The sequence below is a fragment of the Methanofollis sp. W23 genome, from assembly GCF_017875325.1.
Lineage (GTDB): Archaea > Halobacteriota > Methanomicrobia > Methanomicrobiales > Methanofollaceae > Methanofollis.
Window position 1 is genome coordinate 2,413,289 of sequence record NZ_JAGGMN010000001.1, and the last position, 12,633, is coordinate 2,425,921.

The following is a 12,633-nucleotide window of genomic DNA, read 5'->3' on the forward strand; positions in this document are numbered from 1 at the left end:
GGTGAATTCTGAATCCCAGGCCCTGTAGAAATTTTCACTGGTTCTTTGTACAGATACGCCGCCCCCACCTTTCTCACCGCATGTGCCAGGGTCCATCAAGTCGCGTGAGGCCCACCCCTGACGCATACCATATCTCGCAGAGCTTTTTTTCTCTCATATTCCGGTCATCAGTCCTGAGTCTGTGTCTATTATGCGAGGGCGATTGACCTGAACCCTTGAACTGTTTGCGTGGCCTGATGAGATACCTTAAAGTGGGCATCCTTTGAAACTCAATGCGTGTACGGCACCCACGACCTTGCTTACCATTACAAAAGAGAAGGTTTTTCTCTGGGGTTCGAGCAGGACGGAGGCAGATATTGCTACCGCCGGGTATTGAACGGCGACCAGAAGGAACACCTCCTCCTCACCTCTGGCGGGCGGGTGATCATCAACCCGGTCGAACCGCTCAACCTCCCGAAGAACATCTGTCACGCCCTCCTCGTCGAGTTCGATCATCTCTCCATCGAACCGGGCGCGAGGTCGACGGTCTACCTCACCTTCCCCATCGAGATCGCCGTCTTTGTTGCGGGCCGGGGGAACCTGGAGGTTCTGGATGTCTTCTCGTGGAATGCCCAGAAATATACCCTGTACGGCTCGTCTGACGACGGGACGATCGCGAGATACTGGAGGAGCCCGACCCATGCCACTCCGCCGCATCTCGACCCCTTCAAAGAAGGGTTGCTCACCCTCACCATCAGCAACACCACCAGGGACTGGGTCGACCTCTCCAGGGTGGTCCTTGAGGGCACGGGCATGAAGATCTATTATGACGAGGAGAGGGTCTCGATGCAGGCCAGGATGCGGTTGGTCAGTACGATGGTCGCCGAGACCTCGTTCCGTGACCGCCCCTTTGCCGAAGGACAGAAAAAAGCGCTTGAACTCTACCTGGGACGGGGGATCCCTGGCGTTGAGCGCTCGCGGTTCCTGATGGACCAGGGGTTATGATGGCAGAACCCGAACTTAATGTCTCGTTCCTGGAAACCATCGACTGGTGGCAGATTTTCACCATCCTCATCCTGATCGTCGGGGCGGCCTTCATCGCGAAGATCCTGACCATCTACCTCAAAAAGGCACTTACCGACAAGATCAAGCGCAGTCAGCTCGATCTCCTCCTCAAGATCGTCAATTATGCGGTGCTGGTCATCGCCGTCCTCATGATCCTCCCGTACTTCCAGGTCGAACTGGGCGGGCTGCTGGTGGCCGGCGGGTTCCTCTCGATCGTGGTCGGTATCGCCAGTCAGAGTGTGCTTGGCAACCTGATCTCAGGGCTCTTCCTCATCGTCGAGCGCCCGATCTCCATCGGGGATGATATCAAGATGGGGAGTGTGGGGGGCATTGTCGCGGACCTCAACATCTTCTCGACGATCGTCAAGACCTACGACGGCGTCTATGTCAGGATCCCAAATGAAACGGTTTTCACCTCTGAGATCACAAATTATGTCGCTCACGCGGCGAGGCGGTTCAGTTATGTCGTCGGGATCCCGTACGATGCCGATGCCGGGCGTGCGATCGAGATCATCAAAAGGGTGGTCCTTGAGCATCCTTTTGCCCTCAAAAACCCGGAGCCGACGATCTATGTCCAGGAACTCGGCGACAATTCGGTGAATATCAGGGTGATGATCTGGGCGCCGGCGAGCGAATGGTGGGGAGTGTACACCGACCTCCTCTGGAAGATCAAGGCCGAACTTGAGTCAAACGGGATCGAGATACCCTTCCCGCAACGGGTGGTCTGGTTCCAGAACGAACTTGCTCTTCAGAAGGGACGACGGGCGGGAGAGGAACCCGTCCCCCAGCCCGAACCGCCCACGTTCCCTTCGACCGGTGCGGACAATGCGTCGCCTCTGGTCTCTGACGCCGAAGGCGATGAAGGAAGGTAGATGTTATGGATAAAGAGATCTCCAGTCTGATAGAGGCACTTTCAAGTGAGAATATTGACGAACGCCATGCGGCCGAGGACGGGTTGGAGGCGAAGGGCGAGGAAGCGATCCTCCCGCTCATCGAGATCCTGACCGAGGGTGAAGAGAGCACCTGTTGGTACGCCGCCAGGGTGCTCGCGAGGATCGGGGAACCCGCGATCAAGCCTCTCCTGCTCACGATGATCGTCGAGAAGGACCGGGGGTTCAGGCGCTATGCGGCGGCGGCCCTGGGGTCGATGGGCGAGGTGGCGGTGGCGCCCCTCATCGAGGGCCTCTCGACCGAGGACAGGGAGCTTCGCGGGTTTGTCGCCATGGCCCTCTGCCGGATCGGTACCCCGGCGCTCGCCCCGCTCAAGCACATGCTCAAGGAGGGCGACGAGGTGCAGCGGATGTGTGCCTCGCTGACGCTCTGGAAGATGGGCGAGGAGGGGATCGGCGACCTGGTCGAGGGGTTGGGCGAGGAGAAGACTTCCTGAAGGGATCTCTGTTTATAGGGCTCTGTAGAAAGAAATCCTCTTGATGAATCTATTCGCCGGGGGATCGGCCGCCCCCCGGACCCCACTGCCACACGATAGGCCGGGGTCGGCAACCTCCTCTTCATGATCATTGATTGTGCCTTCCCAACCCCATCTTCCTCCCAGGGGTCCGGGGACAGGGCCCCAGGCGCGAGGCTATGGGGAGGTGAGGCACACACCTCCTCCCCACTTCGTGGTGCACCCGTGTATTCGCGCCAGGGGCGGCGAGCCCGCCGGTAGAGGATAAGGATCAGGATTTCTGGAAGGAAGTGCTTTGGTTCGAGGAGATATTCACCCCAAGAGAGTTGTGGGATGTGCTCTTAATTTTGTAGAACCCCTCACCTATTGTAGGTACGGCGATGGAACAAAGCCCTTACCAATTCTCCGTCTTAAGAAAGATACAACGACAGAAAATTATCATCTCGTACGCGTGAGGCGTGATCTCGCCTCGTATTAAATTCTACAGGCCCTTTTCATAGTTTTTTCTCCGGTCTCCGTCCGCCCCCCGTCGCAAAGAAACGCCAAAAAAATTTCTACAGGGCCTGAAATTTGGGATTACATGGATAAAGGGATCTGGTATGGACAAGAATCTGGTTTCCCCCGCGCAAAGATAGGCGGTGGACGGCATTACGCTCTTCATGGTGATTGATTGTACCTTCTTGGCCCCATCTTCATCCTGGGAGTCCGGGCGGCACTCGCCCCCGACCGAAGAGATGAGAGGGGGGGCGACACACATCCCTCCCCACAATAAGTGAGGACTTCTACAAAGCCAGAATTTCAGATATTTACGGAAAGTGCGCTCAATAAAATCGTTCCTACAACGTACGCCCGTCTCAGGCATACAGATGAACGCGCGTTTGTTCTCTCTCGTGGCAGGAGATGTACGCAGAACATATAAGGAGACGGATGGTGTGTCCGACCGGCGGACCGGTCGTGGAAAAATGAGGTCCTCCTCCTTCTCAATCCATTATGGGTGCGTGAAACCAATGGAGGGGTTTATATTTGGCGATTTTCCGAGTATATTTTCCAGACATCTCCTCTCGATATGAGTGTCCGGGCGTAGAGTATGGCTGGTCTTTCTCTGGAGTGCACAAGAATCTATGCAGTCGGGACAGAAACGTCTTCATGCCCGACAGCGAAGGTCACATCTGCTCACCCCCACGGCGGGAGGCGCTCCTTCCGGTGTCATACCCATGCCTGATCTCCCGGTTTTTGTCGCTGTGGTTTTCATACGCCTCTGTATCTATAGTCAGAGATTCGGGGCAGATGTAGCCTCCCCAAAGAATGTTTGGAAAAAGGGGATCTATAGAAATCCCCCTGATGTTCCTGATGCAGAGGGGTGCACCCGCCTTCCCATAGTCTTGCGCCGCGGGCGACGCCCCCAGACCCCCGAGATCGAGATTGAGCAGGGAAGGCAGAATGGGCGACTGTGGCAAGAATGCTGCCGTCTTCAGTCCAGGGGGTACAACCGGCGCAAAGAGGGGAGTGGCACGCGATCAAAAGATCACTCTGACAGATCTATGAGGGGATCACCCCCCAACCCCAAAACCATCTCTTTTGCCGCGTGCTACCCGTCGTACATCCCATAGATCCAGATGATGAGATCGAGGGAGACCTCGATCAGGAGGGGCATCAGAAGCGTAGAGAGCACCGCAAGGACACAATGTCCGACCGTCCCCAGGAACAAGCCGAGTCCTGAGAGAAGGAACGAGATCATTAAGGCTAAAATTGGCGGTGCCATCCATAAAATAGACATTCCCAGGAAAAATTCTTCATCCGACCCCTTGCGAAAAGTACAACTACCGTGGAGTACACCCCAGGGCGAGGGGGATGCGAGAGGTCATCAGGGCGGAGAACCTGGTAAAACGCTTCGGTGATGTTGTCGCCGTGAAGGGAGTCACCTTTTCTGTCGCCGAAGGTGAGGCCTTCGGGTTCCTGGGCCCCAACGGTGCAGGCAAGACGACGACGATGCGCATGGTCCAGTGCGTCTCCCCCAGGAGCGGAGGGCACCTGGAAGTGCTGAGGATGGACCCAGCCACCCATGCACGCGAGATCAAGGCCCTCCTCGGAGTCGTCCCCCAGGAAGACAACCTCGACCCCGAGTTGACCGGATATGAGAACCTCCGCACCTATGCCCGCTACTTCGGGATCGCGAAGGATGTGGCCGAGGAGCGGATCGCCAGGCTCCTTGCATTTGTAGAGATGGAGAAGAAACAGGACGTCATCATCGAACATCTCTCTGGCGGGATGAAACGCCGACTGGTCCTGGCTCGCGCCCTGGTCAACGACCCCAGGATCCTTGTCCTCGACGAGCCGACCACCGGGCTCGACCCGCAGGCCAGGCACCTGATCTGGGAACAGCTCCAGGGGCTCCAGGCCGAAGGACGGACGATCGTCCTTACCACGCACTATATGGAAGAGGCGGAACGGCTCTGCGACCGCCTCGTCATCATGGACCATGGCGGCGTCCTCGTCGAAGGGTCGCCGACAGACCTCATCGACCGGACGATCGGCCGCCAGATCCTCGAAGCCGAGGCGGTGCCTGCGGTCCTCTCCTGCCTCGACCGGCATGGAGCGAGGTACGACCTGGTTGGCGGGTCGGTCCTTGTCCCGACCGACGACCCTACACAGATGACCGCCGCCCTCCTCCAGGAATGCGGGTCGATCAAACTTGCAACAAGGCCCACGACCCTTGAAGACGTCTTCCTCAAACTCACCGGCAGGAGACTGCGCGAATGAGAGAGCAACTCAGCGGCCTGGCATGGGCGGTCTGGCGCAGGAACCTCGACGTCTTCTCCAAGACCTGGCAGGTGAACCTCATCCCGCCGGCGATCGAACCAGTCCTTTACCTCCTCGCCCTGGGGTTCGGAGTCGGAGCATTCATCACCGACATCGAGGGCGTCCCGTACATCAGGTTCATCGCCCCGGCCCTCTTTGCCGTCTCGGTGATGAACGCCTCCTTCTTCGAGTGCACCTATGGGAGTTATGTCAGGATGTACTACCAGAAGACCTTCGATGCCATCGTCGCCACCCCGGTCACGATCGAAGAGGTGATCGCCGGGGAGATCCTCTGGGGTGCCACCAGAAGTCTCATCTCTGCCGCGATCATCCTCCCGGTCCTCATCCTCTTCGGGGTTGTCGACCTCCCTGGCTCTCTCCTCCTTGTCCCCTTCGCCTTCGCCGCCGGGCTCCTCTTCGCCTCCATCGGGATGTGCTTCACCGCCGTCATCCCCAACATCGAATCGATCAACTACCCGGCCTTTCTCTTTATCACGCCGATGTTCCTCTTCTCAGGCACCTTCTTCCCCCTCGACCTCCTGCCCGCCCCCCTCCAGGCCCTCGCCCTTGCCGTTCTGCCCCTTGCCCATGTCGTCAACGTGGCGCGAGCCCTCACCCTCTCGACAGGATGGGATCTCCTTCTCCTCGGGCTCCTCTGGATCGGGACCATCGCCCCCATACTTTTTTTCTTTGCACTCAGGCTGATGAAACATCGGCTAATCATATAAGACACAGACCAGAGCGGTTAATACCGGTCACTGCAATTTTTTGAGTGACATGAGCACGGAGCCTGCATATGCCGGATGGATCGGTTTTTCCAAGAACCGGTTCGAGGCACTCACCGACGGGATCTTCGGGATCGCCATGACCCTTCTTGTGGTCGGGCTCAGCGTCCCGGCGGTGGCCACGATCACCGGCACTGTCGAGATCGAGGAGACGCTCTCGTCCCTCTTCCCCGACTTCGTCCATTATTGCATCGCCTTCCTCATTCTGCATGGGATGTGGGTCTCCCACCATGCCCTCTCCCAGAAGATGGAATATATCGACCGTCGGTTCCTGGACCTCAACTCTCTCCTGCTGTTGAGCGTCGCGATCATCCCGTTCTCCACCTCATTTGCCGGGGACTTCCCTGAATCCCCAGTTGCCGCGATGGTGCTCGAGGTCAACCTCCTTGCTGTGGGCGGTTTTCTCCTGGCCCAATGGACCTATGTCGCCTCCAACACGGACCTGCTCAGGCCTGGTATCCACCAGAACGGCCTTTCCCCTGGAATGCGCCTCGCCGCGGTCATCCCTGTCCTCTCGTTCCTCGGGATCGCCGCCGCCCTGCTGGGTTCGGCCTGGAGTACAGGAATCTATCTGCTGGTCCCGGCGGCAATATTCGTGATAAAACGACTTTCACAGATCAAAGAGAATGAAGATTGTCAGGTCCTGGTCTGAGGGGAGGGTGCTTTGAAAGATGCAGCCGCACCCTGATGAGAAGAGGCACATCCTCGGGTGTCGCGAGAAACGAGTCTCTCATCTCCCTGTCAGTCCAGCACCTCCTCGTCCTCCGCATCCCAGGCAGGGTCGACGATCGCGAGGATCACGAGATCGTCTTCCCCGGTATTCTCAAGGCTCTGGACCGCACCGGGGGGGATATAGACTACCTGGCCAGCAGAGACCTGAGCCGACTCCTCATCGATATGCATCACCCCCTCACCAGAGAGGACATAATAGGTCTCAGAGGAGGTCCTCAACCGGTGGGGACGCGAGGCCTCGCCAGGAGCAAGATAGGCATGAGCGATTGAACACCGGTTCCTGCATTCTGGCTCATTTTTCGGGTGGAGGATCTCCCTGAGATGTGTGCGATCTCTGGCAGTGAAGAGCGGAGTGGTCCTGATCTCCCTGATCAGCATGAAGGGAGATGTCGTGGAGAGCAGAAAGAGATGTGGGTCAGATCAGGAGAGACGACCTTTCGGTCAGACAAAAAACCAATGACACAGATCTTCACCAGGACCCAGACGCGAGTTCAGGGTCCTGTAGAGGGGCTTTCATTTCTGTTCTGTTAAACCTGGCCTGGAGAAAATCCCATCAATTCTTAATCAGCATATTATACACTCGTTTTCCCACTTCCTCGGCAGGGGGCGCTGCCCCCAGACCCCTGAGGACCATGATGAGGGCGTGAGGGCAGAATAGATAACTATGACAGGAATGTTGTAGTCCTCGACCCAATCGTGTCGCAACAAGCCCCCCGCAGAGATAATCGTCCAGAGGGTCTCGACACGGCCATCAAAAGAGGATCTACAATGCAGTTTTGAGCAGATCTCCAGATTATAATGGATCCTTGATCCCCTCAGATCAGCGGGCAGAGATCAAAAAAGCGCTCTGTAGAATCTCTCACCACTTCTTGGTGCGAACATAACTCCTCCGCCTTCCCACATCTCCGCGCGAGGGGCGCGGCCCCATGACCCCGGGGATGAATATTGGGGCTGGAAGGCACATTCAAAGTTCTTGAAGAGGGTAATACGGCCTTCGACCAATCGTGTGGCGTGGGTCCAGGGGTGCAACCCCTGGTGCGGCCGAAGTGGGAAAGCATGTGATCTGAAGGCTACTCTGACAGATCTATGCAGGTCCTACAGAGCCAAAAAAAGAAGAATTTATCGCCGCCTCACAAAGAGGACGACAAGCCCCACGGCAAGCAGGGCCAACACCACTCCCACAACCCCGGGCGACGCGGGCTGCGCGGTCGTCTCGGTCGTAGTCACGTTCCCTGTTGGTTCAGACAGGACGGAGTCGGTGGTCTCGGGTTCTTCTGGCACAGTTGTCTCCTCGGCATCGAGGCCGCTCTCTGACAATGCCCCCTCGGGGATGATCGTCATCCCTTCACCGACGGCGATCGCGAAGTACGAGAAGCCAGGACTGACCGCCTGATAGTACACGCGAGTATTGGTCTCTTTGACCACTTCAGTCCTGAGCGGTTGCCAGGTCTCATCATCGTACCACCAGAGCACGATATCTCCTGCACCGGCATCATGGTCCTTGAGCCATGACTTGAGGACGTCGAAGGAGAAGACGATCTCTTCAATGTCGTCTTCCATCGCATAGGTCATGTCTGCCAGGAGATACTGGTAGACCGCGGTCTCCAATCCCTCCGGCTCATCAGAAGCCTTCTTCAGAGAGAGCCTGATCCCGTCGATACGGTCGGCGGCAGTGACCTTGACCTCTGAGACACCAAGCCCCTTGAAAGTGAAGACAACCGAGTCACCTGAATTCAAGCCACTCCGTACCCCCACATTCGAGGAAGTGCCGCCTCCCCCACCTCCTGAACTCGAGCGGCGGGTGGACTGGGTGGTGACTGTGATATAACTCTCTCGGGTCAGGGTGTCATCTGTCTCGCCGTCAGAGACAGTGAGAGAGACAGTGTAGGTCCCTGATTTCTTGTAGACATAGGTCGGGTGCTGGAGCGAGGAACTCCCGGTCCCATCCCCGAAGGACCACTCCCAGGTGGTCACGTTCCCGGTCGAAGTGTCATTGAAGTGGACGGTGAGTGGAGTCTTCCCTGAGGTGGTGTCCGCGGTGAAGTTTGCGGCAATGGGCTTTGGTGCAGACTCCTCAACCGTGACATAATCCTTCATGGTCAGGGTGCGGTTTGCAGTGCCGTTCGAGGCGATGAGCGTGACATTGTAGGTGCCAGCCTCCTCGTAGGTATGGACCGGGTTCTGGATATCTGACGTCCCGTTGTCACCAAAGTCCCACGACCATGCAGTCGGGTTCCCGGTCGAGAGGTCGATGAACTTCACGACGAAAGGCATAGCGCCCGTGGTCTCATATGCGGTAAAGTTCGCCATAAGAGGCCTGGACGAAGGAGTGATCTCAAGAGAGTCGGGCATCACATAGGTGTCATCGTTTGTCCCATCAGAGATGGTGAGCGTGACATTGTAGGTCCCTGGCGTCTGGTAGTAGTGGATCGGGTGTTGTTCGGTCGAGTTGGCGCCGTCACCAAAGTCCCATGCCCACGTAGTCGGGTCGCCGGCCGAGGTGTCGGTGAACTGCACCTTCAGCGGCGTCTCGCCCGCGGTGATGTCGACCGAGAAGTTGGCCTCAAGAGGCGCCGGTGATGTGGACTCTTTCACGTCGATATACCAGGTGCGAGCCTCGGTCTTTGTCAACTCTCCATCTGAAACCGTGAGCGTGACATTATATGGTCCGGGTGCGGCATAGACGTGGCTCGGGTGCTGTTCGGTCGAGTTGGCGCCGTCACCAAAGTCCCATGCCCAGGTGGTCGGGGCGCCGGCCGAATTGTCGGTGAACTGCACTGCAAGCGGCGCCTCGCCTGAAGTCACATTCGCGGTAAAGTCGGCCCTGAGATCAGGAGCCCCTGGCTGGCTCTGATGGAGCGGGAGAAAGTCGACATTATTCTCGGTTAAATAAAAGGGCTCTTCACAGATGCCATCACTGTCACTGTCAGGATGGGTCTCTGACCATCCATCGCCGTCAGGTGTCGCCCAGAAATTCCCACCAAGGTACGGACCAAGAAGGATATTTTCTCCTTCCGTCTTTGTTTGATTCCAGACGTATATGTTTTGACCTGATAACCTGACATTCTCTGTGTTCTTGAAGCGGTTGTTGAAGATGGTGTTCTCGGCACCCTCTATGATCTCAAGCCCTGGACCCTTGTTCTCTGAGATCGTACACTTATGGACCGTACATCCCGCAGTGTTCTCAAGTTTTATCCCCACACGTTCACAGTTAAGAGGATTTGCACCCAGGAGTTCAACACCTGTTCCACCCCTTACCACGCACCCCTCGTCAAAACTATTCAGGTACACATTTGCAATCGTGACATTTCCCCTGTTTTCCACCAGGATCCCGGTACGGTCTGAACCGGTGCCATTGGTCATGATAGTATAACCATGACCATCGAGAAGGACGTCATTCGAACCTATCGTAATGAACGTACCATTGTAGGCTCCATAGAACGAGTTTTTGAGTATATAATGTCCTGGTTCTGTGATCTCAGTTGGACCGGTAATCTCTACCGGATCAGTTGGCGCCCCTGCTGCAACTCCTGCACAGCAGCAGAGGGCCATCATGAGGCCGGCTACAATTGGTAGCCACCTCCAATGTATGATCTTACTCATTGCATCACCTCATCGGCAGAAGGGATCTGACGCATGCCCGGACCACAGGAGGCACATGATGTGGAGTGGGAAATGAGAGATACCCGCAGCCCGGAGATGCAGTCTGAGCAATCCGCCCAGCACGTAGTGGATACCCAATATAGTATATAATGTTTATTATACTCCGAGACTACATATAATATCTCAAGAAGAGAAAGATTCCCTGGCCAATATGGGGACGGTTTATATATCGGGTGCGTTCCCAATCAGGAGATAATCGGCATGGGCCTGCGCTCTTCGAGCGCGATCAAAACGTACATCACGATCATCTGAGGCCAGGAGATCCCTACAAATGACAAAAACAACCCCGGAAAACCCCTTGCTCTCCCGGGAAAAATCAATGGAAACCATGTTCTATTCGCCGCCTCCACCCATCCTCATCGTGTGGAGCCCGGAGGCGGCACGCCTCCGCACCCCGAGGATGGAGATTGGGTTGGGGAAAGCAGAATAGATGACCACAAAGAGAGTGCTGTCGTCCTCGACCAAATCATATGGTGGAGGTATAGGAGTGCACCTCCTCAGCGCGAGCATGTTGGAAGACATGTGATCAGAAGGCCACTCTGAGAGATCGACGGGGGTCTCTCCAGAACCAAAAGAGAGGTCTTTTCTCTACCCGTCGATCATAGAATCAGGGCCATATCCTGATCAAGAACCAGATCTTCTGGCCAGGTAGGGGAGAGAAGATCTTCGCGAGTCCCCGGAGCGACAGGGCTTATATCCTTTTCACACACCTTTTCTCTATATGACCTCTGCCAGGCATGAGAACAATTTTGATCTTCTGCGCCTCAGTTCAGCGCTGGTCATCATCATATCTCATGCCTATGCACTCCAGATCGGATATGAGTCGATGTACCGATTTGACCCGATGATATTTTTCGGGACCACCGCCCTTGCCTCGCTCTTCGTGACCAGCGGCTACCTGATCTCGCTGAGCTGGACCTATCAGCCTGATCTCAAACGGTTTATGTGGAAGAGGATCCTCAGAGTGTTTCCTGGCCTGATACCCGCGATCATCTTCACGCTCATTATTATTGGCCCCATTGCAACGACCTTCTCTTTTTCCGAATATTTCATAGCCCTCCTCTCCCCTGAATCCCTGATGGCGCTGCCATTTTTTAACAATGGTGCATGTATCGGCCTCTTCGATCAGAACCCGGTCACATTTGTCAATGCCTCACTCTGGACGATCCCGGTGGAGTTCGGAATGTACATCCTCGTCGCCTTCCTCGGGGTCATAGGATGTCTCAGGAAAAAAGGGGTCATCCTGGGTCTGATCCTGGTGAATTTCCTGATATGGATTCTCTTCTATCCGGACCCAAGCCTTTCGAAGGTCAGGTTTACCCTCTATTTCCTTATCGGGGCATATCTTGCCCTACATCACTCTGATCACCAGTATCACCCGGCAGTGGCCTGTATCCTGGCAGGCCTCCTGATCGTTGCTGCTTCGAGTCCGCTCTATGAGTTTGCCGCGTTGATCGCCGTCCCGTACCTTGTCCTCTGTGTTGCTCACCTCAAGATACCCGCCCTCAACAGGTTTGGAAAGAAGGGGGACTTCTCCTATGGCGTCTACATCTATGCCTACCCAATCCAGCAGACGCTCATCGTCCTGCTCGGGACCGCTCTCCCGCTCTGGCTCTATTGTCTTCTCACGATCGGGTTGACCTTCCCGCTTGCCTACCTCTCCTGGAACCTCATCGAGAAGAAGGCCCTGGCCCTGAAACAGGTGCAATTGACCCCTGGACGTTTCCCATGGCCTGAAGGCCGGTTCTTTTTTAAATGAAGACCTCTGGAGAGATCGTCTTGATGGCTCTCTCTGACAGGGGGCGGGCTACGACACAATAGAGTCGAGGACAGTAACGCCCTCTTCATGTTCGCCCCTTATGCCTTCCCGGATCCATCGTCGTCCCTGGGGTCAGGGCGGCAACTCGCTCCCGGCAGGAAGAGAAGGAAAAACCCACGCGATCAGAAAGCCACTCTGACAGATCTATGAGAGTTTTTAGAGAGCCATTTCTTTGGCCTTGTAGAAATCCTCACCTATACTTCGTGTGAGCGCGACTTGTCTGCCTTCCCATAGGCTTCTGCCAGGGGCGCTGCCCCCGGCAGGAAATAAAATCCATGAGAGTTTTAAGAGAGACAAGCGAACCCACGACCTCGAACACTCAGACTCAGAGATCGCCAGACCTCCGACCTGCCCTCAAGGTCTCAGACCGGTAAATTGTACCCTCT

10 protein-coding genes are annotated in these 12,633 nt (G+C 56.2%); 7 read left to right on the top strand and 3 right to left on the bottom strand.

Annotated elements, in window-relative coordinates; all coding sequences use genetic code 11:
* Nucleotides 1-276: 276 nt before the first annotated feature.
* From J2129_RS10375 to J2129_RS10385, 3 genes are read left to right on the top strand one after another with little or no spacing between them, the layout of a single operon-like run.
* Nucleotides 277-984 (top strand): DUF432 domain-containing protein, encoded by a 708-nt coding sequence (locus J2129_RS10375; protein ID WP_209630796.1) that lies wholly within the window; start codon nt 277-279, stop codon nt 982-984.
* A complete protein-coding gene (locus J2129_RS10380; protein ID WP_209630797.1) occupies nt 984-1,916 on the top strand; it encodes a mechanosensitive ion channel family protein in 933 nt (310 codons plus the stop codon). The genes J2129_RS10375 and J2129_RS10380 overlap by 1 nt, the downstream gene beginning before the upstream one ends.
* A gap of 5 nt (nt 1,917-1,921) precedes the next feature.
* Nucleotides 1,922-2,431, top strand: coding sequence for a HEAT repeat domain-containing protein (locus tag J2129_RS10385; RefSeq protein WP_209630798.1), 510 nt, complete (start codon nt 1,922-1,924; stop codon nt 2,429-2,431).
* A 1,606-nt stretch (nt 2,432-4,037) separates the two neighbouring features.
* Here J2129_RS10385 and J2129_RS10390 read toward each other — a convergent pair.
* Complete coding sequence (locus tag J2129_RS10390; protein ID WP_209630799.1) at nt 4,038-4,211, bottom strand: hypothetical protein; 174 nt, start codon at nt 4,209-4,211, stop codon at nt 4,038-4,040.
* Between the two features lie 89 nt (nt 4,212-4,300).
* On the opposite strand from J2129_RS10390, the gene J2129_RS10395 reads away from it, so the two are divergent.
* The 3 genes from J2129_RS10395 to J2129_RS10405 are packed head-to-tail and all read left to right on the top strand — an operon-like array spanning nt 4,301 to nt 6,685.
* Nucleotides 4,301-5,209, top strand: a complete 909-nt coding sequence (locus J2129_RS10395) for an ABC transporter ATP-binding protein (protein ID WP_209630800.1) — start codon at nt 4,301-4,303, stop codon at nt 5,207-5,209.
* Nucleotides 5,206-5,976, top strand: coding sequence for an ABC transporter permease (locus tag J2129_RS10400; RefSeq protein WP_209630801.1), 771 nt, complete (start codon nt 5,206-5,208; stop codon nt 5,974-5,976). The genes J2129_RS10395 and J2129_RS10400 overlap by 4 nt, the downstream gene beginning before the upstream one ends.
* 49 nt (nt 5,977-6,025) lie before the next feature.
* Entirely contained in the window at nt 6,026-6,685 is a 660-nt protein-coding gene (locus tag J2129_RS10405) for a TMEM175 family protein (protein ID WP_209630802.1), read from the top strand.
* A gap of 89 nt (nt 6,686-6,774) precedes the next feature.
* On the opposite strand, the gene J2129_RS10410 is transcribed toward J2129_RS10405, so the two are convergent.
* Together J2129_RS10410 and J2129_RS10415 are read right to left on the bottom strand one after the other, a co-directional pair.
* The gene (locus J2129_RS10410) at nt 6,775-7,143 is read right to left on the bottom strand and encodes a cupin domain-containing protein (RefSeq protein ID WP_209630803.1); all 369 of its coding nucleotides are present in this window, start codon (nt 7,141-7,143) and stop codon (nt 6,775-6,777) included.
* 741 nt (nt 7,144-7,884) lie between these two features.
* Nucleotides 7,885-10,368, bottom strand: a complete 2,484-nt coding sequence (locus J2129_RS10415) for a PKD domain-containing protein (protein ID WP_209630804.1) — start codon at nt 10,366-10,368, stop codon at nt 7,885-7,887.
* A 781-nt stretch (nt 10,369-11,149) separates the two neighbouring features.
* Between J2129_RS10415 and J2129_RS10420 the strand changes: the two genes are divergently transcribed.
* Nucleotides 11,150-12,187, top strand: a complete 1,038-nt coding sequence (locus tag J2129_RS10420) for an acyltransferase (RefSeq protein ID WP_209630805.1) — start codon at nt 11,150-11,152, stop codon at nt 12,185-12,187.
* The last annotated feature ends 446 nt before the right edge of the window (nt 12,188-12,633 follow it).